Origin of the sequence: Roseivirga seohaensis, from assembly GCF_001592945.1 — a bacterium.
Taxonomy (GTDB): Bacteria; Bacteroidota; Bacteroidia; order Cytophagales; family Cyclobacteriaceae; genus Roseivirga; species Roseivirga seohaensis.
This window is the reverse complement of record NZ_LRPB01000023.1, coordinates 203561-227034: the sequence shown is the minus strand read 5'-3', so window position 1 is coordinate 227034 and position 23474 is coordinate 203561. Positions and strand designations below refer to the sequence as shown.

Annotated in this window: 19 protein-coding genes; 16 read left to right on the top strand and 3 right to left on the bottom strand. The window is 38.9% G+C overall.

What is annotated here, in order from left to right; translation table 11 throughout:
- Positions 1-2325, bottom strand: a complete 2325-nt coding sequence (locus AWW67_RS07460; protein ID WP_071387074.1) for a penicillin-binding protein 1A — start codon at positions 2323-2325, stop codon at positions 1-3.
- Between the two features lie 2 nt (positions 2326-2327).
- Entirely contained in the window at positions 2328-4841 is a 2514-nt protein-coding gene (gene porW, locus AWW67_RS07455; protein WP_446238767.1) for a type IX secretion system periplasmic lipoprotein PorW/SprE, read from the bottom strand.
- 162 nt (positions 4842-5003) lie between these two features.
- On the opposite strand from porW, the gene AWW67_RS07450 reads away from it, so the two are divergent.
- The 12 genes from AWW67_RS07450 (at position 5004) to AWW67_RS07395 (ending at position 13558) form a co-directional block, all read left to right on the top strand.
- Complete coding sequence (locus tag AWW67_RS07450; RefSeq protein WP_260311360.1) at positions 5004-5861, top strand: M23 family metallopeptidase; 858 nt, start codon at positions 5004-5006, stop codon at positions 5859-5861.
- Between the two features lie 29 nt (positions 5862-5890).
- A complete protein-coding gene (locus AWW67_RS07445; protein WP_053222332.1) occupies positions 5891-6325 on the top strand; it encodes a bactofilin family protein in 435 nt (144 codons plus the stop codon).
- A gap of 32 nt (positions 6326-6357) precedes the next feature.
- Positions 6358-6582 carry an AtpZ/AtpI family protein gene (locus tag AWW67_RS19270; RefSeq protein WP_053222331.1) on the top strand — a complete coding sequence of 75 codons (225 nt, stop codon included), beginning with the start codon at positions 6358-6360 and terminating at the stop codon, positions 6580-6582.
- Positions 6583-6610: 28 nt separating this feature from the next.
- Positions 6611-7012, top strand: a complete 402-nt coding sequence (locus AWW67_RS07435) for a hypothetical protein (protein WP_053222330.1) — start codon at positions 6611-6613, stop codon at positions 7010-7012.
- Positions 7013-7015: 3 nt separating this feature from the next.
- The gene (gene atpB / locus AWW67_RS07430) at positions 7016-8053 is read left to right on the top strand and encodes a F0F1 ATP synthase subunit A (protein WP_053222329.1); all 1038 of its coding nucleotides are present in this window, start codon (positions 7016-7018) and stop codon (positions 8051-8053) included.
- A gap of 35 nt (positions 8054-8088) precedes the next feature.
- Positions 8089-8352: an ATP synthase F0 subunit C gene (gene atpE, locus AWW67_RS07425; RefSeq protein ID WP_053222328.1), complete on the top strand. Its 264-nt coding sequence runs from the start codon at positions 8089-8091 to the stop codon at positions 8350-8352.
- 70 nt (positions 8353-8422) lie between these two features.
- On the top strand, positions 8423-8926 hold the full coding sequence (gene atpF, locus AWW67_RS07420; protein ID WP_053222327.1) for a F0F1 ATP synthase subunit B: 504 nt from the start codon (positions 8423-8425) through the stop codon (positions 8924-8926).
- 9 nt (positions 8927-8935) lie between these two features.
- Positions 8936-9493: an ATP synthase F1 subunit delta gene (gene atpH, locus AWW67_RS07415; RefSeq protein ID WP_053222326.1), complete on the top strand. Its 558-nt coding sequence runs from the start codon at positions 8936-8938 to the stop codon at positions 9491-9493.
- 27 nt (positions 9494-9520) lie between these two features.
- Positions 9521-11095 carry a F0F1 ATP synthase subunit alpha gene (gene atpA, locus AWW67_RS07410; RefSeq protein ID WP_062300897.1) on the top strand — a complete coding sequence of 525 codons (1575 nt, stop codon included), beginning with the start codon at positions 9521-9523 and terminating at the stop codon, positions 11093-11095.
- A gap of 25 nt (positions 11096-11120) precedes the next feature.
- A complete protein-coding gene (atpG, locus tag AWW67_RS07405) occupies positions 11121-11996 on the top strand; it encodes an ATP synthase F1 subunit gamma (protein WP_062300896.1) in 876 nt (291 codons plus the stop codon).
- Between the two features lie 99 nt (positions 11997-12095).
- Positions 12096-12935 (top strand): hypothetical protein, encoded by an 840-nt coding sequence (locus AWW67_RS07400; RefSeq protein ID WP_062300895.1) that lies wholly within the window; start codon positions 12096-12098, stop codon positions 12933-12935.
- Positions 12932-13558, top strand: coding sequence for a class I SAM-dependent methyltransferase (locus AWW67_RS07395; RefSeq protein WP_062300894.1), 627 nt, complete (start codon positions 12932-12934; stop codon positions 13556-13558). The genes AWW67_RS07400 and AWW67_RS07395 overlap by 4 nt, the downstream gene beginning before the upstream one ends.
- Here the strand turns inward: AWW67_RS07395 and AWW67_RS07390 are convergent.
- Positions 13539-19058 (bottom strand): DUF8202 domain-containing protein, encoded by a 5520-nt coding sequence (locus AWW67_RS07390; RefSeq protein WP_062300893.1) that lies wholly within the window; start codon positions 19056-19058, stop codon positions 13539-13541. The genes AWW67_RS07395 and AWW67_RS07390 overlap by 20 nt on opposite strands.
- A gap of 320 nt (positions 19059-19378) precedes the next feature.
- Here AWW67_RS07390 and AWW67_RS07385 point away from each other — a divergent pair, with 320 nt between their 5' ends.
- From AWW67_RS07385 to AWW67_RS07370, 4 genes are all read left to right on the top strand, one after another.
- Positions 19379-20224 carry a geranylgeranylglycerol-phosphate geranylgeranyltransferase gene (locus AWW67_RS07385; protein ID WP_311316222.1) on the top strand — a complete coding sequence of 282 codons (846 nt, stop codon included), beginning with the start codon at positions 19379-19381 and terminating at the stop codon, positions 20222-20224.
- Positions 20221-20799 (top strand): phosphoribosylglycinamide formyltransferase, encoded by a 579-nt coding sequence (gene purN, locus AWW67_RS07380; RefSeq protein ID WP_062300892.1) that lies wholly within the window; start codon positions 20221-20223, stop codon positions 20797-20799. The genes AWW67_RS07385 and purN overlap by 4 nt, the downstream gene beginning before the upstream one ends.
- Positions 20800-20837: 38 nt before the next feature.
- A complete protein-coding gene (gene purH, locus AWW67_RS07375; protein ID WP_062300891.1) occupies positions 20838-22367 on the top strand; it encodes a bifunctional phosphoribosylaminoimidazolecarboxamide formyltransferase/IMP cyclohydrolase in 1530 nt (509 codons plus the stop codon).
- A gap of 78 nt (positions 22368-22445) precedes the next feature.
- Positions 22446-23474: a rod shape-determining protein gene (locus AWW67_RS07370; protein ID WP_053222308.1), complete on the top strand. Its 1029-nt coding sequence runs from the start codon at positions 22446-22448 to the stop codon at positions 23472-23474.

Genomic DNA, 23474 nt, shown 5'->3' with positions numbered 1-23474 from the left:
TTAATAAATTTCTGGATCATATATGGTAGAACCCGAAGTGGTATCCTGAGGCGCAAGTATATCCTGAAACTTCTGGCAATCAATTTCCATTTGAAGGTTTGCTGGGCGTTCAAAAACTCCTTTTTGAAGGTTTATGGAAGTATCCTTGTATACTTTTTCAAAGAATCGACCTACAATTGGAAGGGCTGTTCTAGCTCCTTGTCCATCAGGCCAGCTTCTAAAATGGATTGCGCGATCATCTCCACCTACCCAAGCACCAGCCACTAAATCTTTGGTTACTGCCATAAACCAACCGTCAGAGGCGTTTTGTGTAGTGCCTGTTTTAGAGCCTACTGAGTTTTCAGTTTGGTTAAAGTTGGTGATTTTATATTCACTCCAAAGTCTGATACCGGAACCATTTGTAGTATTTTCTTGAAGCATATTTAGCATTACATAGGCTACATCTTCGCTAATCGCTCTTTTCTTTTGAGGCACTTTGCTCCAAATGACATTGCCAAAACGGTCTTCAATTTTGGTAACATAATGAGCTTCTATATGTGTTCCTTTATTGGCAAATGTGCCAAAAGCCGAAACCATTTCTTTTACCGAAACATCTACAGTACCCAAGGCTATAGAATAGTATGGGTCAATTTTCGATTCAACCCCTAATCTTCCAGCCATTTTAGAAACGTTATCGGGTTTTACAATGTCCATTACGCGTGCAGAAATGGAGTTTACAGATTTTGCCATGGCGGTTTTCATGGTCATTTTTTCACCTGTAAATTTGTTGTCAGAGTTTTGAGGAGACCATGAGTTTTGCCCAGCGATTTTAATTGTTATGGGTTGATCTTCAAATTCGTAACATGGAGAAAAGCCTTTTTCAACGGCTGTTGCATATAAGAATGGCTTAAACAAAGAACCTGCTTGCCTTTTTCCCAATCTAACATGGTCAAATTTGAAATACTTATAGTCAATGCCTCCGACCCAAGCTTTAATTTCACCATTGTGTGGATCGGCCGCCATGAAGCCTGCTTGTAAAAAGTGTTTATAATATTTGAGTGAATCCATTGGGCTCATTACCGTGTCAATTTCTCCCTTCCAAGAGAAAACTTTCATCGGAACTTTCTTATTCAAATAGTAATCTATTGAATCGGAGCCTTTACCATATTCTTTCTCTAGGCTTCTATACCTTTCGGTTCTAGGTAGCACTTGGTCCTGTAAAAAATCTTTAATTACTCGCCCATCACTATCAATCCATGGTTCGCGCATATTTCCATTGCCATCCTTTAACGAGTTGAAGAAATTGGCTTGCACTTGACGCATGGTACTGTCTACTGCTTGTTCGGCATAGCGCTGCATTCTACTATCTATAGTGGTATAAATTTTTAGGCCATCGGCAAATAAGTCGTAGCCCAAATCTCTGGCAATTACGATAAGGTCTTTCTGTACTTCAGCTCTAAAATACTGGCCAGGTCCAAAGTTTTGATCTTGGGCGTTATAGTCAAGTACAATGTCTTGAGGAGCCAAAGTATCGTAGGCGGCTTTTTCAAGATATCCGTATCGCACCATTTGGTTCAACACTACATTTCTTCGTGCTTTCGAGTTTTCGGGATTTCTTATAGGGTTATAACGCGTAACTGCTTTCTGAAGTCCAACCAAAACTGCGGCTTCTTCAACATTAAGTTCTTTAGGTTTTTTATTAAAGAAGCTTTCTGCTGCAGATTGAATTCCAAATGTGTTGTTTCCGAAACTTACCTGGTTGAAGTACATGGCCATTAGTTCGTCTTTTGTATAAGATCGCTCCAATCGCACCGCTAAAATCCATTCCTTAGTTTTATATATAAGTTGGTCTAGCATTCGGTTTATGCCTTCTAACTTTCCTTTTTCGTCTTCTTCAATAACACGCGTATCAAACAAGTTTTTAGCCAACTGCTGGGTTACGGTACTTCCTCCTCCTTGTGGATTAAAAGTTAGCACCCCAAAAGCTGCTCTTAACATACTTCTTAAATCAATTCCTGAGTGGTTATTAAAACGAATGTCTTCTGTTGCTTTTAGGGCGTTGATTAGGTTAGGCCCAAGCTGATCATAGGTAACAGGCTTTCTATTGTCTCTATAATAAGCACCAAGAATTTCGTCATCGGCACTAAAGAGCAATGAGCTGAGGTTTTGCTCGGGATTTTCTAACTGACTATAGCTAGGAAGTTCACCAAACAGGTTGCTCATATTGCTACTAACTGCCCAAATGTACACAGGGAAGCCCACAAAAATTAGAACGAAACCCACCCAAAGTAGTACCGTTAATTTTTTGAGTATTTTTTTGTCACCTTTCTTTTCTTCCTTGGCCATGTCTATTGATAGAATGTATTATGAAATCTGAGGTAAGCTTCTAACTCTTTACTTTGAAAGAGCATCTGAAAGTTATCTCGTGATATTGCAAAATTATTAAAATTTGAATCGACTTCTATTGTGAAGTCGGCTAAAGCTTTTTTGAATGCCCTATGATAGGCTTCTACTGTTTTTTTGTCTTCAAAAGAATTAATGAAGATAATACCCAATTTTTTACTTTCATCGAAAGCCAACTGCCCCACACTCAGTTTTAAATGACTGAAAGTTTCTTTATTGAAGTTTTCGATTGCTGTTCTTAAATCAGCTGTTTTGGTTACTTCACTGTTATATACAATTGCCAAAAGGTGAAGTTGTTTGAAATCTTCGCTGTATTCAAAATCTTCACTCCTTACGATGGTTTCCTTAACTGGGTTAACCGCGATTAAAAGATCTTTTGCATAATTGGTCAAACGACCCTCAGGATATTTGGCTACAAAAGCTTTTAAAGCTTCTTCATAAGAAAACAAGCTTTCAGTTTTTCCTTTTAATATGGCCGACAGCAATTCAACAGTTGGCATAAAATCCACATCTTCAAAGGATTGCAACGCGCCTCTTAATATTTGGTCAGCTTTTACGTATTCTCCGTTTTCATAGGAACTATAGGCCGAAGCATATACTTTTTGTAATGCCTTGTTACGCGCTTCTTTTTCGGCCAAGTAATTTGGGTTGATGAGTGTTTTGGCGATTAAAGATTCAGGGAAAGCATCAATAATTTGCTGCTTATAAGTTTGAGCCTGATTTGGGTCTGATTCGAGATAAAGGGTGTACAGCGCAAAAAGGGCATCTAATTTATATTCAGTATTGGGGTATTTTTGAACAAGTGTTTTATAAGTAGTGGCAGCTTTGGCCGTTTTCTCGAGTCCAAACCTATAAACCGACCCAAGCTTAAAGTAGGCTTCTTGAATTTCAAGGTGAAGTTTTTCTTTCGCTTCTGCAGTAGTAGGAATAGTAGCCAGTAATTCTTTTTTCTTGGCGGCTCTTCCTTCATCTGCAAGGGCAGCTTCTTCTGGTTGGTCAGTAGCATCGTCTGTAATATTCTCTTCAGTCGATGATTCCGTAGTGGAAGACGCCTCTTTTGTAGATCGCCTCCAATTATCTTCCAGTTTTCTATTGCCCCATCGTCTTTGGAACTCGATTGTTCCTAGTTCTACTGCTGCATCATTATAGAAATACCATTCGCTTGATGGCGCATTGGAAGAAAAACCACTTCCGCTAGAGGGAGATATTACCGCTCCTGTGGAAGCCGCGTTTCTAGCTTCTTCTTTTTCGCGTTCCTTAACCTCTTTTTCTTGTTGGTTTAAATAATTGTCCACAAACGCGTCTAGCGAAATAGCGGGTAATTCTGCCAAAGACAGCAAGCTATCGTTTACCTGAATGGTTTTGAGTTGTGTTACAAAATCAGTGAGTACTTCTTTTCTTTTTACATGGCTTGGGTAGCCGTCAATATCATCGGGAATTATAGAAACTGCACTGTCGTAATAGTTGCTGGCGAGTTCAAACTTTTCGTAGATATCGAAATAAAGTTGACCAATTCTTAAATAAGAAAGAGACTTCTGTCGGGGCGAAGGTTCTTCAACCGATACCGCCTTTAGGTAATTATCAATGGCCAAATCGTAATGAGTTTGTTTTTTTTCAAACTCTCCCATTTCATAATAAATCTTGCCTTGGTACTCTTTGTTTTTGCCGTCTTTTAAAAGCTGGGCATAAAATTTCCTCACTTTTTCTACTTCCGAAGTGCCATTCACCGAACTTACTTGTTGCATGTTTAACTTGGCGTGGAAAGTAAGGTCGTATGGAGGGGTGCCGGCCAATGAGGCTTTATAGTATTGATAAGCTTCGGCATTCTGACCTTTTTCTTGCTCAATTTGTCCAAGAATGAAATTGATCCTCGATTTGGTGTCTTTTTTAGTAATGACCTCTGCCACTTCTTTAAGATTTTCAGCCATGGCTTCATAATCTTCTTCGCGCTGATAATAATAAGCGAGCATCACCTTATAGTCGGCCATGTTTTCATCTGTAAGCTCTTCGGTTTCTAAATAATTAGAAACTTCCTTAGCTTTTTCTTTATCGCCAGCGTCCATATAGGTTTGCATTAAAGCAATCAATGAGGCATGCCTAGTGGGGTCGTCTTCGCTGGTTTGATTGATGTATTGAAGGGTTTCAATGGCGAACTGAAATTGGGCTCGAAGGTGGCGGATTTTTCCAATTATTAAATAATTATCATCCGTCCAATCGCTGCTTCCGTACCATTCAATCACCTGAGATGCTTTTTTAAAGGCATCGTCTAATTTGGCTTTATTGCTCTGGATGGTGCTTGAGTCTATATCAGGATAGATTTTTAGAATCTGATCGTAATTGTATTGATACGAATCTTCAATTTGCTGATTGACTTCATTTAAATATTGGTTGGCATAGAAGTATCCATTATACCGGGCATTCATATTCTGATACCCTTTGGAATTACAGCCTACGAACAATGATATAATGGCCAGCAGACCAAAAAATCTAATGATATGTAAAAATCTAAATCTCAAAATTTCGTTTACCCGATTAAGGAACGAAATTAAATCTTAATTAATACAAATAAAGGAAGTGGATTATCTATTAATCTATAATTTTGTTGTCCTTAGAAAATAACGGTGGCTAAAATTAAAAAAACACTCTCGAACTGGTTGAATAACAGGCACATTCTGATCATTCAGAATGAAGAGGATTTCTCTCATAAAGCAACATATAATTTTACTTACGCGAGAATTATCTTTTTTAGCTTCCTAGCATTTGTCTTGATATTCGTTATCAGCTTTTATTTGGTAAATACAGTTTTAGCACAATGGTTTGACCCTACCCATGCCGAAAGAGAAACCAGAAAGGATTTAGTAACGATGAGCCTTTCTCTGGATTCGTTAGCCACAGAATTAGAAAATAGAGACCTTTTTATTCAGAGCATCAAGCGAGTATTAGAAGGCGATGAAGGAACTGGAGAAGAAGAATTGGCCGAGACTGAGGCTGGGCAAGTGGAGCTTTCAAGAAATCCCAACTCTCAAGAAATAGACTCACTTTTTAAATCTGAATTCGAAACAGGAGGAGATTTCTTATTAGGCCGAAACATCGATAACATGGAGTTAAGGCAAACCTATTTGTTTTCGCCCATTAGTGGTTACGTTTCGCAGCCTTTCGATCCTAAAAACGAGCATTTTGGAATTGATGTGGTTTCGAAAAAGGATGAACCTGTTAAATGTATTGCCGATGGCACGGTAATTTTTGCCTCATGGACGCAAGATGCCGGGAATGTAATAGCCGTTCAACACAAAGAGAATTTAATTTCAGTTTATAAACATAATTCTGCACTGACCAAAGAAGTGGGAAACTTCATTAGTGCAGGCGAAATTTTGGCAATAATTGGCAATACAGGAGAGTTAACCAATGGGCCACACCTGCATTTCGAACTTTGGTATAACGGAAGCGCTGTGAATCCTGAAGATTTCATCGTATTTTAGGCGCACTCAACTCAACAGTATATAGTAAAATGTTCACATCTAAGGAATCAAAGAAAGATACTAGGACTACCGAAGAACAAAGCAATACCAGTAATATAATTGGTAAAGACACCGTGCTCGAAGGTAGTATCGAGTCGGTCGGTAATATCAGAATTGAAGGCAAAATATTTGGCCACGCCAAAGCAAAAGCCAAACTGGTAATGGGTACAGACGCCACAGTAGATGGCAATGTAACGGCTAGAACAGCTGAAATTGCAGGAACCATTAACGGTAATATTGAAATTTCTGAACTGCTAATCTTAAAACCTTCTGCAGTAATTAAAGGTGATATACTTACCAATAAATTGGTGGTAGAGCCAGGCGCAACTTTTAACGGAGGCTGTAAAATGGGACACTTGGCAAAAGAAATTGAAATAGGTAAGCCAGCAAGCCAAACCAGAGAAGCCGCCATAAAAAGAGCGTAGGTAACTTCTTTTTTCTATTTCTTACTTTATTTATGAAGCCTAAGAAATCACCTTTCGAAAAAAAGCCAGTGAATATTTACCTCAAGTATTCACAGTTAGGCTTACAGATGTTTTTAACCATAGGCCTTTGCGCTTGGCTAGGTTACAAAATAGATCACAGGTATTTCGAGGGTAAACCTATTTTTTTTATCATTTTATTCCTCCTAGGAGCCTTTGGGGCTTTCTATCAATTTTATAGACAAATAAAGTCTGACTGAAATCAACATAATTCGCTACCTTTGCGCGATGAATTCGATTAAGACGCAGACGCTCAGGCTTTTGGTATTTTCCGGGGTCGTGTTTTTGCTTATTTTCGTTCTAGATAAAGTACCTGTTACCAGTGGTTTAATTCACGAAAAGGCCTACGGATTATACGTTTTTATAACCGTTTTAAGCTTTGTATTGAGTATTGGAACCTTATTCTTTATTAAAAATACCGACCAGAATGTTTGGAAGGGAGTTTTTATGGGTGTGATGGTAATAAGGTTATTATTTACAATAGCATATATCGCTATTGTGCTTTATTTGGGAATGGAGGATCGACTTCTCTTTGTAATTAATCTTTTTGTTGTCTATTTGTTTTACATGGTGTTTGAAATCATGGGCTTAGTGTCTAACTTGCGCGCGATTTCAAAGAAGGCTGAATAAGTAATGTTCGAAAAAAAATCAGTAGTACCAAGCAAAGCGCTTTTAATTAGTTTTTTAGCGTTATTCCTACTCTTAGTTCCTGCACTTTCTAGTGCAAAAGCATCTTCGGGTGGAGATGATAAAGAAGGAGCAACAGACTTTATCCTTCATCACGTAGTGGATGATTATACTTGGCACTTCTTTGATGGAGATTATGGTACAATTTACCTACCAGTAATTCTTTATTCTGAAGATAGAGGTATAGAAGTTTTCTCATCACATCACTTCTATAATGAAGCCCACGAAAAAATAGCATATAACGGTTATGAGATAAGTGAAGATGGCCACATTGCTGCTTTAGATGAGGGCAGACACGCCATGGACTTCTCGATTACAAAAAATACGGCCATGCTTATTCTTATAATGATTGTTTTATCAGTCATTGTGTTAAGTGCCGCCCGCCATTATAAGAAGAACCCTAGAACAGCTCCAAAAGGAGTGGCTTCATTTCTAGAACCTATTATAATATATATAAGAGACGAAATTGCAAAACCAAACATTGGTAAGAAGTACGAAAAGTTTATGCCTTATTTGCTCACGCTTTTCTTCTTTATTTGGTTTGGAAACCTTTTAGGGTTGTTGCCAGGAGCTTCTAACCTAACAGGAAATATTGCTGTAACTTTTGTTTTGGCAATGTTTACTTTCGTTTTCACGAATATCAATGGTAATAAAGATTACTGGAAACACGTGTTTGCAACACCTGGTGTTCCAAAACCATTATTATTAATTATGGTTCCAGTAGAGTTTGTAGGCCTTTTTACAAAGCCTTTCTCTCTAATGGTTCGTTTGTTTGTAGCCATTACGGCAGGTCACATTGTAATCTTAAGTTTGATTGCTTTGGTATTTATCTTCCAGTCTCATGCGGTAGGTGTGGCCAGTACAATAATGGTAATCTTTATTAATATGATTGAATTGTTGGTAGCGACTATTCAGGCCTATGTGTTTACGCTTTTCTCTGCTATGTATATTGGCGCAGCGGTAGCAGAACACGAACATCACTAAGAAACTTATTTGTTTAATTTTATAAAACACGAATTATGTTAACTACAATTTTACTTACTGCAGGTTATGCTCTTATGGGAGCAGGTATTGGTGCAGGGATCGTTGCGATAGGCGCGGCCATAGGCATCGGTAGAATCGGTGGTCAGGCAATGGAAGGTATTGCAAGACAACCAGAAGCTGCGGGAAAAATTCAAACAGCAATGTTGATCATCGCTGCTTTGATCGAGGTAGTTTCTCTATTTGGTGTGGTAGTTTGTCTTTTGATTGCTACTAACCCAGGTATTGTTGAGAAATTATAAAAAAACTAATCGGAGTGGCGTTAGGCCACTCCTTTTATTTGATTTGAACACAGATTTTAAAATATAAATTATGATTGCTGCTAACTTATTATCTCCGGGTGTTGGCTTAATTGTTTACCAAGCAATAGGTTTCTTAATCTTATTGTTTGTTCTGGGTAAATTTGCTTGGAAACCAATTTTAGGTGCCCTAAAAGAAAGAGAAGACAGTATTGAAAGTGCATTGCTTTCTGCCGAGCAGGCAAAAAACGAAATGCAAGCTTTACAGGCCGATAATGAAAAACTATTGGCAGAGGCAAGAGTAGAAAGAGACAGCATCTTAAAAGAGGCCATCGCTACTGCTACTTCAATCAAAGAAAGCGCTAAGGAGGAAACTTCTAAAATTACTGCAAGAATGATTGAAGATGCCAAAGCAGCAATCGAAATTGAAAAGAAAGCCGCTCTTACCGATGTGAAGAATAAGGTAGCTGTGCTTTCATTAGAAATTACCGAAAAGCTGCTTAGAAAGCAGTTGGAGGATCAAAAAGCTCAGAAAGAGCTGATTGATGGTTTCGTAAAAGATTTGAACCTTAACTAATAGGTATAAATGTCAGAATTCAGAATTGCTTCCCGATATGCCAAATCACTGCTAGAATTAGCCAGTGAACAAGGTAAGTTGGAAGAAGTGAACAAAGACATGCTACTTTTCTCTGAAGTTATTTCAGAGAATAGAGATTTTCAGTTGTTTCTGAAAAACCCAGTAGTAGCACACGACAAGAAATTGGCGGTATTGAATCAGGTATTTACTGGTAAAGTAAATGACCTCACATTGGCAATCTTTAGAATTCTAGTAAAGAAACAGAGAGAAGCCTATTTATCGGCAATAGCTACAGAATTTCATCACCAGTATAATGCCAAAACAGGGATAGAAGAAGCTACGGTTACTACTACTTTCCCTATTGATAATGAACTCCGTAATGAGTTTAAGGCTGTAGTGAAGAAAATATCTGGAAAGGAAGTAGAACTTACCGAAAAAATTGATGAAAACTTAATCGGAGGTTTTATTCTAAAAGTGGGCGACCGTCAAATAGACGACTCCATTAACTCAAGGCTTAAGGCCTTAAAATTGAAATTTAGTCAAAACCCTTATGTAAAGGAGTTTTAAATAATTAACACATAACTGTATCATAAAATGGCAGATGTAAGACCTGATGAGGTTTCAGCAATTTTAAGAGAGCAACTCTCAAACTTTAAATCAGAAGCTGAATTAGAAGAAGTAGGTACCGTATTGCAAGTAGGTGATGGTGTAGCCAGAATCTATGGCCTATCTAAGGCGCAATCGGGAGAGCTTCTTGAATTTGAAAACGGACTGAAAGCCCTAGTATTGAACCTTGAAGAGGACAATGTAGGTGCTGTATTACTTGGTGAATCAGCTGAAATCAAAGAAGGCGATACCGTTAAAAGAACAGGTAAAATCGCATCTATCAATGTAGGTGAAGGAATGGTTGGCCGTGTGGTCGATACCCTTGGTAACCCAATTGATGGTAAAGGACCTATTTCTGGCGAAACGTTTGAAATGCCATTGGAGAGAAAAGCTCCTGGGGTAATTTACAGACAGCCAGTAACTGAACCTCTTCAAACAGGTATCAAAGCAATTGATGCTATGATTCCGATTGGAAGAGGACAGAGAGAATTGGTAATTGGTGACCGTCAGACAGGTAAAACTGCTGTAGTTATCGATACTATTCTTAACCAAAGAGAATTCTACGAAAAAGGAGAGCCTGTATTTTGTATCTACGTTGCCGTAGGTCAAAAGGCATCTACTGTAGCAGGTGTAGTGGCAGCCCTTGAAAAAGGTGGTGCAATGGATTACACTGTTGTAGTTATGGCTTCTGCTTCTGATCCTGCTCCAATGCAGTTCTTCTCGCCAATGGCGGGTGCTGCTATTGGTGAGTATTTCAGAGATACCGGAAGACCAGCGCTAGTAATTTATGATGACCTTTCTAAGCAAGCAGTAGCTTACCGTGAAGTTTCTCTTCTTTTAAGAAGACCTCCAGGGCGTGAAGCTTACCCAGGTGATGTATTCTATTTGCACTCTAGGCTTTTGGAAAGAGCTGCAAAAGTGAACGATAACGATGACATTGCTGCTGCAATGAACGACCTTCCTCCTTCATTACAAGGAAAAGTGAAAGGTGGTGGTTCTTTAACAGCCCTTCCAATCATCGAAACACAAGCGGGTGACGTTTCTGCTTATATTCCAACCAACGTAATTTCAATTACAGACGGACAGATTTTCTTGGAAACTAACCTTTTCAACTCTGGTGTGCGTCCTGCAATTAACGTAGGTATCTCAGTATCAAGAGTAGGAGGTAACGCTCAGATCAAATCAATGAAGAAGGTTTCTGGTACTTTAAAGCTTGACCAAGCTCAGTTCCGTGAATTAGAAGCTTTTGCAAAATTTGGTTCTGATTTGGATACATCTACTAAACTTACAATTGATAGAGGTAGAAGAAACCAAGAGATTTTGAAACAACCTCAATTTTCTCCAGTACCTGTTGAAGAGCAAGTAGCAATCATTTATGCTTCTACTAAAGGACTTTTAGATAGAGTGCCAGTTGAGAAAGTTAGAGAGTTTGAGAAGGAGTTCTTAACAATCATGAGAACTTCTGAAAGAGCAGCGCTTGATTTACTAAAAGCAGGTAAGCTTGACGAAGCTGCTACTTCAGCAATCGAGAAGACGGTTAAAGATTTAGCAAGTAGGTATTAATTTCATTAAGCCTAAATCGTAATAGATGGCGAATTTAAAGGAAGTAAAGGAAAGAATTAAGTCGGTATCTTCTACCCAGCAGATAACCAGGGCCATGAAAATGGTGGCTGCTGCAAAGTTGAGAAGAGCTCAGGATAAGATCATTCAGTTGAGACCTTATTCTGAGAAGTTATCGGCTATTCTTGCCAATGTATCTGCTGGTAACAGCGATGAGTCTATGACCACTTACGCCCAAGAGCGTGAAGTAAAAAATGTACTTATTGTGCCAGTAACCTCTGATAGAGGACTTTGTGGAGCGTTCAACTCAAATATCAACAAAGCATTAAATGTAGTAGTAAAAGCCCATGAGGGTGCAACTATTCACGTAATGCCTATTGGTAAAAAAGCGTTCGATATGTCTAAAAAGCAGAAATTCACTAACGTGACTGCTTATTGGGATATGTTCTCGAAACTGAGCTTTGAAACGGCTCGTGAGGCAGCAGAATACGCTATGAACGGTTATGTTGAGGGTAAATACGACAAAGTAATATTGGTATATAACGAGTTCAAGAACGTAGCCACTCAGGTTGTAAGAAGCGAACAGTTACTGCCTATTGTTCAGGTAGAACAAGAAGGCGAAACAACCGCAACTGGAACGGATTATATCTTCGAGCCTTCAAAGGATTTTATCATTGAAGACTTGATTCCGAAATCGTTGAAAATTCAGTTTTACAAAGCAATATTGGAGTCTAATGCTTCGGAGCATGGTGCTCGAATGACGGCCATGGGCAAAGCAACCGATAACGCTGGTGATTTACTCAAAGAACTGAAATTGATGTACAACAGAACACGTCAGGCTGCCATTACCAAAGAAATCCTAGAGATTGTAGGTGGAGCAGAAGCTTTAGCTGCCGACAACTAGAAATTCAATTGTAATAAGTAGAGAAAGCCCTTTTGAGAAATCAGAGGGCTTTTTTGTTTGCTGTAGGCTCGTGAATTTCCATACATTTGATCCATCGCTATGAGAAAGCTTTTGATCCTTATTCAGAACCTTAGTCTTGACGTTACGACAGGGGCTATAATTTGTAGCTTGTATGTAGCCAGATTATTTGGTGTTACCCTCGAAAACTCGATGCTCATCGGTCTGGGAGTGGCGATTTGGCTTATTTATACTGTAGACCATCTTTTTGATGCCAAGAAAAGCATTGGATATTCAACCAATCAACGTCATGCTTTCCACCAGAAATACTTTAGGCCAATTGCCTCTGTTGCGTTCATGGTTTTTCTAGTAGGAGCGTTTAATCTATATTATTTGCCTTGGGTTACTACTAAGCTAGGGTTGATTTTAGCACTGTTGGTTGCGATTTACATTGGCTCCCTGCATCTACTTAAGCTCAGCAAGACATGGCATAAGGAATTTTTAGCCGCCATAATCTACAGCTTTGGAATATTCGTTGCACCTCTCAGTTTATTGGAACAATGGGATATTTTCGTATTCTATGTTTTTGTGGTGTTCTTTCTCATTGTGCTTACCAATCTACTTGTATTTCCGTTGTTTGAATATGAGAGTGACCGAAATGACAATAATCAATCTATCGTGACGCTTTATGGAAAGCCGTTTGTTAGAAAAATGACTGCTGTTACTCTGGTGTTTAATCTGTTATTAATCGTTTGCGGAATGGTTTACCTCAACCCTGTGATGACAGGTGCTCGTTGGTTAAGTTCAGAGTATATATTGTTTATGATGACTTTGGTTTTGGCGATGCTCTTAATGCTCCCTAATTTTTTTCAGCGAAATGACCGTTACAGATTGGTGGGAGATGGCATCTTCTTTTTCCCTTTGATTTATCTTTTACTGTGAAAAACAACTTCAACCTTATCGCCCCAGTATATGACGGCTTGGCTAAAGTTGTTTTTGGGAAAAAGCTAAAGCAGACTCAGACTCATTTCCTACCCGTGATTCCCGATAATGCTAATGTATTAATCATGGGCGGAGGCACAGGATGGATTATCAACGAACTGTTCAACACGGGTTTTAAAGGGAAACTTACTTATGTAGAAGCCTCTGAGAGGATGATTTCCTTATCGAAGAAGAACTGTGAGTTCAGTGAATCAGTAGACTTTATTCATGGGGAAGAAAGTGCGCTCCCTGCAGATAGAGAATATGATGTGATCATCACCAACTTCTTTCTCGATGTCTTTTCCGAGGTTAGGTTAGATGAAGTAATCGTTCAGCTTTCTAAGCAACTCAATAACGATGGAATATGGATTTGTTCAGACTTTCAGAATACTGATCGATTTGGCCACCAGTTATTGCTGTGGCTTATGTTTAAGTTTTTCAAAATTACAGCAAAATTAGAGTCAAGATCACTTGTGAACTTTGACCATAAGTTCAAAAAAATAGGCCATTCAAGAAGTGAAAATTTCACTTTAATGAATGGCCTAATATTCTCCTCAGTATATACTAGTGAACGATTACTTTAAAGGTTTGTCGCTCTTTAGTAGCTTTATCGGTTAGTGTAATCATGTGCAAGCCTTTGCTCAGCCCTGAGGTTTCCAGAGTAATGCTTCCAGTTTCAGGATTCAGTATGGTAGATTGACTATTGATAAGCACGCCCGATGCTGAAATTAGCTGTACAAGTACTTCGCTTTCTACCTCAACACCGTATTCTATGGTAATCAAATCTCCTCGATTTACCGGATTCGGGAATACATTAAAGGTTTGTACTAAGGTCGTTTTTTCTACAAACACTCTTTTGATTTCAGAAACCGTAGACATTCCATTGAAATCGGTTTGTTTTAAGCGATAGAAGTTGTTACCTGATTTAGGTGCTTTGTCTATGTAGAAATAATTGTTCACATCCTGGCTGTTGCCTGCACCTACGAGTGTACTAATGCCTTCAAAGTCTTCACCGTTAGTGCTTCTTTCAATGGTAAAGTAAGCGTTATTGGTTTCGTCTGCGGTACTCCAATCTAATCTAACATAATCCTCATTGGTTTTTTGAGCCTCAAAGGATAATAGCGTAATAGGTAGCGAAGCCGCTTGTAAAGAGCCTAAAGTGAAATACTGAGTGTCATTTAGGTTGACCGCAAAAGTTACCGTTTTTTCTGTTGCGTTGATGGATGTTGGAGCCACTAAGGTTACTCCAGAAGTAAAGTCTCCATCATTATCTACCATTAATCTTACTTGGTTTAGGTTGTTTGTTCCAACACCGCTTGGTCCCATAATATCGGCCAGATCGAAGGTTAGATTTACGGTTCCTACGGTACCTGTTTCTTGTACATACCATTCTCTGAATAGTCGGCCACTTACCTGAGAAGAGTTGTATTCTGTATTGCCTTCTTCTCTAGTTCCAGTTTTCGCTACATTATCATTTCCCCAAATTAGGAATGAGTTGTCGGTAGTAAATGATCCCGCCATTTCCATAGTAACAATAGCATCATCATTTTCACTTTTTGACTTCCATTGTTGGAAACATGAGTCGTCATCGCGGCCTATACCAGCAATATCGTTATTGTAAACGGTCTGTTCAGACCAGTCCCATGTGATAGTACCCGCAGACGACAAATAGTCTTCAGTAGTAGTACCACCAGCGTTTCTTGTAATACCGTATTTAACAGCCAAATAAGATTCAACTCTTTGCCTTTCATTTTCTGTAAGATCATCTGAGAAAACCAGTACTTCAGCAATTCTACCGCTAAACTGCGAAGCTACGTTTGAGTCATCGTGGTTTCCTATTCCGAAAGAACCAGGACCGGTAAGCGAAGTGTTGGTAGAGGTTCCTGAGCCAACATTTGCAGAGTTAATATATAGCTGAATAGATCCTGCCGAGGTTAATCTTCTACGGGTACCAGTAGCAATGAATGGTTCAAAGTTGTTATATACTGGGCCAGATGCACTCCTCACGTTCAATGTAGAGTTATTGGCGGCATTCATATGTACCCTGCCACCAGAAATTCCTAACCCGTAATCTGCCGACCCACCAGAATCACCGCCTCCAATAATAGCTGGGGCATCTTCAAAGTTAGAAGTTGAACCGCCTGTTTGACCAGTTTCAAATACTGCTATTAATGTAAAATCTTCCGACACGTTGTTTCCACCAGAAGTTTCCATAAAGGAAGCGTTGGTTGAGTTAGGGTCGCTAAAATTAATTGCTGGGTTAAAGTTGATTTGGTTGGTTTGGTATTTTGGCTCTACCGGTGCACCTCCGCCCAAGTTGATTTCATTGGCATTTCTACCGATTGGGCTTTGGTCTGTCCAAGTATTAAGGTCAGTGTTATTTGTGGTTGTGCCGGTGCCGTCATCAGCCCTTAACCATAATGCTAGGTCGGTTGTTACTCCACCAGGCCCACATGTTTCTCTTGCTGTTCCCAGCGTAAAGTAATCTCCATCGGCAAAATTTACATTATTAAATGTAATCACATTGCCGTTAAATGTACCTCCAGAAATGGTTGAACCACTGGCCATTGTTGAAGATGAAGATACAATTAATTGAAAATCTGAGGCATTAGATGAATAGCCTAAACCTGTCAGGTCGAAAGAAACAGATGTATTTCCAACTGTTCCTGACTCATCTACTCTCCAAATACGTTCTATTCTTTCCGTTACGTTACCAGGAACATCTACAGTATTCGCGTTGGCTTGATCGGCATTATCTCCATCATTTCCCCATATCAAGAAAGAGTCATCGGCAGTGAAACTATTTGGATTAGAAGCATTGTCTGTAAAAATCCCACCATTTCCGATGGTAACTATTGAACCAGAGTTTTGGCTCTTAGATTGCTTTTGCTGTAAACATGAGCCATCATCTCGGCCAATTCCAGCAATGTCTCTATTATATGTGCTGTTTGTAGTCGCATTCCAAACAGTGGTTCCAGATGAATTTACGTAGTTTTGAGCTGTATTCTGGCTTAGCGTGATGCCATATTTAATGGCTAAATATGATTGAATTCGGTTATGTTCTGCATCTGAAGGGCGAGCCGAAAAGGATATAACTTCGGCTATTTGTCCATCAAAAGTATCATTAGTAAAAGTGTTAGCGTCTAGGTTACCACCTATTCTATAAGCCACGTTGGTAGAGGTTAAGAATGTTCCACTTTGTAGGTTTACTTGATTTCTGCCATTCACAAATATTTCTGTGTTGTTATTGGTAGCATTGTTTTTTACCCCAAACATCATGGTCTGATTACTATTAATCCCTCCAAACGTGGCAAAGTCTGTACCTCTTCTCCAACGTGTACCAGTACCCCCAATAGAATGAGAGAATACTTCATTGGTTATAGCTGAAGTTACGCTACCAAAAAGTAGACTCCCAAACTGGTTTGTTGCAGTGGCAGGTACCGCAAATTCTACGATTGTTTCTTGTGGAGATGAGTTATTATAAGTCTGATCAGTATTTAGTACGATGTAGTAGGCACTTGAATTAAAACCAGCACTTCCGGAAATTTCTTCGGTATTAGCGGCATCAAAATTAAGTGCGGGGTTAAAGTTGATAGAATTACTCTCATAATTAGGTTCATCGCCAGAGGCGGCTGTGGCGTTATTACTACCTGCCTGATCGAACCAAGTGCTTACATTGCCTCCATTTGTAGTTGAGCTTGGTCCAACATCCGCTTTAAGCCATAGAGTTAAGTTTGAGCTTACTTCGCCAGGAGCACAGTCTATAAATCCAGTGCCCAGTGTAAAGTATTGTCCATTAGAAAGGTTGACATTACTAAAGGTTATAGTATTACCAGAAATAACACCTCCTGTTATTACCGAACCAGAAGAAAAGTCTCCATTGGAACTATTACCTGCTACTAACAGACTGTAATCAGCGGCCGCTGGGCTGCCAGAAATAGTAAGTTCATCAAGGTCAAAAGAAATAGAGTTGTTACCCGTTTCTCCGGTTTCCCCAACGCGCCAAACACGTTCCACACGTTGCGAAATTAGTGGTGGAACATCTGTAGTTTCTGTGTCAGTATCAGCCCCACCATCATTTCCCCAAATAAACCAAGAATTATTAGAGGTTATGCTTCCTCCGTTGTCTACTGTTACCACAGAGTTATTGTTCTCGCTTCTTGATTTAACCTGTTCAAAGGCAGAATTATCGTCTCTTCCTATACCTGCAATGTCTTTATTGTATTCTAAAAATCCACCAATAGACGCAGCTGAGGTGGTATTGAAAATAACAGTACCCTCAGAGTTTACATAATTAAGAGGCGTAGATTGATCGAGGGTAATGCCGTATTTGATCGCTAGGTAACTTTCTATCCTATTGCGTTGTGTAAGCGGAAATGCGCCTGGTTCGTTACAGTAAATGAGTTCCGAAATTTCCCCATAAAACGAGTTTCCGCTGTTATTGGAGCCATCATCAAATCTCATATTACCATCAGCACCACCAAGCTGGATTCCTCCGGTATGTTGATAAAGTAGACCAACATTTCCAAACGATCCAAAGCTCTGTCCGTTTAAATATCCAGTAATAGTTCCTGTTCCTGAAGAGTTTCCGTTTTCTTCTAAGGTAACAATGTATTCAGTGTTTGTAGTTATTGCGGTGCTTACCGTGGTTACGTTTCCACTGTTGTTCCATGGAGAACCGGCTCCATCATTTGGTACGTTCCAAGCTGTAAGGTGTAGAAAACCATTTCGGATATATATGTTGATTCCTCGTGAATTTCCGCCTTGCTCATATAAAACTTGTCTTGTATTTATGTCACTTGTGCTAGTTCGGAACGCAAGGTTAATTCCCTTTCTAGTGTAAGAAGTGGCGGTGTTGAAACCGGCATTATTTGCTATATCGAGGCTATTGTTTCCGTTGCCAAAATCTGCTGTAGGGTTAAAATTAATACTGCTTGAAGTACTTCTATACACCACTGTTCCAGTGCTTGAAGTAGCATCATTATCGCCTACCCATTGGTCTTGCCAGTCAGATAAAGTACTGCCATCTGTTGCGGTTGTAACACCTACATTGGCTTTCAACCAGGTGGTAAGCGCTGCTTTATAACCCCCTGGACCAACGGCTGGTGTTAAGCAATCATCAGAAGATACTGCTGCCGAAACCCCAGCTACTAAATCCAAACCTGAGTTTAGTGCAGTTGTATTGGTTGGGAATGTATTAATGTCGGTTAAAGTATGGTCGGTAGCATTGGTGTCGAATGCAAAGATTGAATAGCCATATACTACTTGGTTGGCCGAAATACCAAGCTCTGTAAAAGAAACTCCAACCCCCTGAATGGTTTGAGCTGATTGCCCAGCAAATGTACCGATGTTTATAAGTGGTAATGGGTTTTGCCCTACGGTTTGCCTTCTTAAAATAAGGTAGTTATTAAAGCTATTTCCCGTACCAGGCCAGTCCGAATCCTCAATATTAACCATATTACTATAAGCAGAAGGGTTACCATTACCATCTAGGGCTGTAATGGCGGCAATCTTTATTTCGTCATTTCCTCCTCGTTCAATAACAGGAAAAACAGCATTATTTGGCTCGCAGGTTACAATTCCAGTATACCAAATTACATCTACCCGTTCGATTTGTGCTTGAATACTACCGCTCGCTTCGTCATCTGTATTTACCAAAATATTGTCGTAACCAGTAATCAAACTTCCAGTTTGATAGATTGCATCAGCATCGTCTACTTCTAGACCATCAAGACTAACAGTATTTGCGGTAAGGTTATTAAGAGTGTACCAAATGTTTACAAAACGCCCCCCGTCAGTTCTTTGGATGATTAATGTGTCAGGTTGTAAAAAGTTATTGTAAGAAGAACCGCCTATGGTATAACCATTTAATATAAAGTCGTTACCAGTTCCATAATTAACTGTGTAAGAAGTTGAAGCATTGATGTTGTTGCTTGCATCGCTAGGAGCAGTAGCCGTATATGAAGTATTTGCCGGATTTACGGTAGTTGTACTGTATGCAGTAATTGCTGTCTGACCAAAAAGTTTTTGGTTTGAGCACACGATCAAACATAAAACAAGGAATACCTTGAGCAGTTTTGGCATTGAAGCGACATGTTTAGGTGAACACAGCATATAAAATCTTGCTATCTGTTAGGTATTGTAGAGCCAAGGCAAAACCTCAACTATTTATACTTAACAAAACAGTGCCAAGAATTTACTTCTTGCTGATAGAACAAAAATGTTGGTTTTTTTATTATAAAACAATAATAATTCAAAGGAATTTATCTCCATTTTGGAAATCGTTTCCCAATTTGAGACTGCGGTGATTTGAGCTAGCTTTCATTAATTTCAGATGATTTTAATATTGAAGCTAAGCGAACAAGCTTACCTTTATCACGTAATAGGGTTGAATACTCATTTCTATGATGTCAAACCACTTTTCTGTATTTAAATACCTCAAAATGGTGAGAGGTTTGAACCTCATTATCGTGGGGCTTACTCAGTATTTTACTGCTATTTTTTTATTACATGAGGGGCTTAGTTGGCATCTGTTAAATGATCAAAAATTTTTTTTGCTTGTTCTTTCCACGGTAATTATCACTAGTGCTGGATACCTGATTAATGATTATTATGATGTTAAAATAGATTATGTCAATAGGCCTGATAGAGTGATAGTTGGCAGAGCCTTGAAAAGAAGATGGATAATTATTGCACATACTGCTTTTAACTTTATAGGAATTGGTATTGGGTTCTATATTTCACCAACCATTGGTACTATTAATTTTATTGCAGCTTTTCTTCTTTGGCTTTACTCAAATCAGTTAAAGAGGCTGCCCTTTATAGGAAATTTCACCATTGCTATTCTTACAGGCACTACACTATTTTTAGTTGGTCAGTATTTTCAAGAGCGAGAATATTTGGTTTTATGCTACGCCATTTTTGCGGGATTCATAACACTTATTCGAGAGATTATTAAGGATATGGAAGACTTGAAAGGAGATGAAAAATTTGGCTGTAAAACCCTTCCAATTGTTTTAGGAATAGCCAAAACTAAGCAGATTATTTATGGAATTGTTTTGATCTTTTGCACGGTGGTATTCGTTCTGATGAGTTCCATAAATATTGTTTTCCCCATCACACTTTCAGTTATTATGATTTTCCTCATCTTTGAGCTTTTAAAGGCTGATAAGATCAAGGATTACGGTAAACTCAGCACATTTTGTAAAGTTATTATGCTGTTGGGAGTAATCAGTATGGTTTGGATATGAACAAAAATCGAATTGCAATTTTTGCCTCAGGCAGTGGTACTAATGCCCAAAAAATTTTCGAATATTTTGAAAATCATGATAAAGTAGAAGTTGTTTTGCTTTTGTGTAATAAGACAGAAGCTGGGGTTCTTGAAAGGGCGAAGAATTTTGATATTCCTACTTTCAATTTTTCGCGAGAGCAATTTTACAATACTCAATCAGTGCTGCATACTCTAAAGAAGTTCAAGGTTGATGCTATTGCTTTAGCGGGTTTTATGTGGTTGATTCCAACCTATTTGGTAGAGGCTTTTCCAAATAAAATTGTAAATATTCATCCCGCCTTATTGCCAAAATTTGGTGGTAAAGGCATGTATGGAATGCATGTGCATGAAGCTGTGAAAGCAGCTGGAGAATCAGAAACGGGTATTACCATACATTTGGTAAATGAACATTATGACGAAGGTTCCATTTTAGCTCAGTTTTCATGTCGTATCGAACCAAACGACTCGCCTGATGAAATTGCGAGAAAGGTTCAAGTGCTGGAACATGAAAATTATGCAAAAGTGATTGAGAATCTAGTTCTTAATAAGTTCTAAAATGCCTAGTTTTGCGACTTAATTAAAAGCCAACCTACATGTCAAAGGTTAAAATCCAATCTGCATTAATTTCTGTTTTTCATAAAGACAACCTAGCTCCAATTGTTAAGAAATTAGGGGCTTTAGGTGTTCAAATTTACTCTACAGGGGGTACGCAAACTTTCATCGAAGAATTAGGTGTTCCGGTTACCGCTGTTGAAGATCTTACGAGTTATCCGTCAATTTTCGGTGGCCGAGTAAAAACGCTTCATCCTAAGGTATTTGGTGGAATTTTACACAGGAGAGATAATGCTGGAGATTTAGATCAAGCGAAAGAATTCGAAATCCCTTCAATTGATTTGGTGATCGTTGATTTATATCCTTTCGAAGCTACTGTAGCTTCAGGAGCACCAGAGCAAGATATTATTGAGAAGATAGATATTGGCGGAATTTCATTGATAAGAGCGGCTGCCAAAAATTTTAAAGATGTAGTAATAGTTTCGTCAAGAAACCAATACCCCACTTTAGAAAAGCTACTTGAAGATAAAAAGGGGAGTACGGACCTTTCTGATAGAAAAGCATTTGCTGCGCAGGCCTTTGATGTTTCGTCTCATTATGATACAGCTATTTTCAACTACTTTAATCAAGATGAAGCCCTTGAAAGATTTAAAGTAAGTGAAACAGAAGGTCAGACATTGCGCTATGGAGAAAACCCACATCAAAAAGGGCAGTTCTTTGGTCCGCTTGATGAACTTTTTGAAAAACTAAACGGAAAAGAACTTTCCTACAATAACTTGGTAGATGTAGATGCTGCTGTAAGTTTGATTGAGGAGTTTTCAGAAGATGAAAAGGCTTTCGCTATTTTAAAACATACCAATGCCTGTGGCGTTGCAATTGGCGACACTGTTAAAGAGGCTTACTTAAAAGCTTTCGCAGCTGATACGGTGAGTGCTTTTGGAGGTGTACTAGTAAGCAACCAACCAATTGACTTGGCTGCTGCCGAAGAGTTGAATTCGCTTTTCTTTGAAGTTTTGATTGCTCCAGCGTTCGATGCCGATGCTTTGGAATTGCTGAAAGGCAAGAAGAACAGAATATTATTGGTGAAAAAGCAGCCATTAAACACTACAAAACAGTTCAAGAGTTTATTAAACGGTGTTATTGTTCAGGATAGAGATTTAGTAACCGATCAAATTTCTGATTTTAAGCAAGTAACTAAAAAAGCTACTACAGAAGCTGAGAATTTGGCATTAGCTTTTGCTAGTAAAATCTGTAAGCACACTAAGTCTAACACTATTATTTTAGCAAAAGACGGACAAATGCTTTCTAGTGGAGTAGGCCAAACCTCTAGGGTAGATGCTTTGAAACAAGCTATAGAAAAGGCCAAGACTTTCGGTTTTGATTTGAATGGAGCCGTAATGGCTTCAGATGCTTTCTTTCCATTCCCTGATTGCGTAGAAATTGCAAAGGGTGAAGGAATTGTTGCTGTAATTCAACCGGGTGGATCAATTAAGGACGATCTTTCAATTGATTATTGCGACAAAAACAGCATGGCGATGGTGTTTACAGGTACTCGCCATTTTAAACATTAAAAGAATTTTTCAACCCTTAGATAATTGCGAGTAATTCGTAACTTTCAAGGATATAAAATATAGGAGACAAGACTGAATATGGGCTTTTTCGACTTTCTGACAAGTGATATTGCAATTGACTTGGGTACAGCAAATACCCTGATCATACATAAAGATAAAATCGTTGTAGACGAACCGTCTATTATTGCTATCGATAGAAATACCAACAAGGTGTTGGCCATAGGTAGAGATGCAATGAACATGCACGAAAAAACGCATGAAAACATCAAAACCATTCGCCCTTTGAAAGACGGTGTAATTGCCGATTTCGAAGCTGCCGAACTGATGATCAAAGGAATGATCAAAATGATTGACTTAAAGCGAAGAAGCTTTATGCCATCATCGCACCGAATGGTGATTTGTATCCCTTCTGGAATTACCGAAGTAGAAAAAAGGGCTGTTCGAGATTCGGCCGAACATGCGAACGCCAAAGAGGTATACATGATTTACGAACCAATTGCTGCGGCCATTGGTACAGGAATAAAGATTGACGAGCCAATGGGCTCAATGATTGTAGATATTGGAGGGGGTACAACCGAAATTGCGGTAATTGCCCTTTCAGGAATTGTTTGCGACCAATCCATCAGAGTAGCAGGAGATACCTTTACCAAAGATATTCTCGACTACATGAGAAGACAGCACAACCTTTTGATTGGAGAGCGATCTGCAGAAAAGGTGAAAATCGCCATTGGGTCAGCCTTAACAGAGTTAGACGATGCACCAGACGATTACGAAATCCGAGGTCGTGATTTAATGACAGGAATTCCTAAGGTGATTAAAATTTCATATTCTGAAATCGCTTTCGCGCTAGATAAGTCTGTTTCTAAAATTGAGGAAGCTGTATTGAAAGCCCTTGAAATTTCACCACCAGAACTTTCTGCCGATATTTATGATCGTGGGATTCACTTAACAGGTGGTGGAGCAATGCTTAAAGGTTTGGATAGACGTTTGGCCTTGAAAACTAAACTTCCAATTCATATTGCAGACGATCCGTTAAGAGCAGTAGTGCGCGGAACAGGCGAAGCCTTAAAAAACATTGATCAATATAGAGCGGTGTTAATGACTTAA

What these genes read in the sequence shown, in the direction of transcription:
- purH (WP_062300891.1), top strand. Translation starts at nt 20,838, where the DNA reads ATGTCAAAGGTTAAAATCCAATCTGCATTAATTTCTGTTTTTCATAAA.
- AWW67_RS07435 (WP_053222330.1), top strand. Translation starts at nt 6,611, where the DNA reads ATGAATTCGATTAAGACGCAGACGCTCAGGCTTTTGGTATTTTCCGGG.
- AWW67_RS07445 (WP_053222332.1), top strand. Translation starts at nt 5,891, where the DNA reads ATGTTCACATCTAAGGAATCAAAGAAAGATACTAGGACTACCGAAGAA.
- atpF (WP_053222327.1), top strand. Translation starts at nt 8,423, where the DNA reads ATGATTGCTGCTAACTTATTATCTCCGGGTGTTGGCTTAATTGTTTAC.
- atpH (WP_053222326.1), top strand. Translation starts at nt 8,936, where the DNA reads ATGTCAGAATTCAGAATTGCTTCCCGATATGCCAAATCACTGCTAGAA.
- AWW67_RS07385 (WP_311316222.1), top strand. Translation starts at nt 19,379, where the DNA reads ATGATGTCAAACCACTTTTCTGTATTTAAATACCTCAAAATGGTGAGA.
- AWW67_RS07370 (WP_053222308.1), top strand. Translation starts at nt 22,446, where the DNA reads ATGGGCTTTTTCGACTTTCTGACAAGTGATATTGCAATTGACTTGGGT.
- AWW67_RS07390 (WP_062300893.1), bottom strand. Translation starts at nt 19,058, where the DNA reads ATGCCAAAACTGCTCAAGGTATTCCTTGTTTTATGTTTGATCGTGTGC.
- atpG (WP_062300896.1), top strand. Translation starts at nt 11,121, where the DNA reads ATGGCGAATTTAAAGGAAGTAAAGGAAAGAATTAAGTCGGTATCTTCT.
- atpA (WP_062300897.1), top strand. Translation starts at nt 9,521, where the DNA reads ATGGCAGATGTAAGACCTGATGAGGTTTCAGCAATTTTAAGAGAGCAA.
- atpE (WP_053222328.1), top strand. Translation starts at nt 8,089, where the DNA reads ATGTTAACTACAATTTTACTTACTGCAGGTTATGCTCTTATGGGAGCA.
- atpB (WP_053222329.1), top strand. Translation starts at nt 7,016, where the DNA reads ATGTTCGAAAAAAAATCAGTAGTACCAAGCAAAGCGCTTTTAATTAGT.
- purN (WP_062300892.1), top strand. Translation starts at nt 20,221, where the DNA reads ATGAACAAAAATCGAATTGCAATTTTTGCCTCAGGCAGTGGTACTAAT.
- AWW67_RS07460 (WP_071387074.1), bottom strand. Translation starts at nt 2,325, where the DNA reads ATGGCCAAGGAAGAAAAGAAAGGTGACAAAAAAATACTCAAAAAATTA.
- AWW67_RS07400 (WP_062300895.1), top strand. Translation starts at nt 12,096, where the DNA reads ATGAGAAAGCTTTTGATCCTTATTCAGAACCTTAGTCTTGACGTTACG.
- AWW67_RS19270 (WP_053222331.1), top strand. Translation starts at nt 6,358, where the DNA reads ATGAAGCCTAAGAAATCACCTTTCGAAAAAAAGCCAGTGAATATTTAC.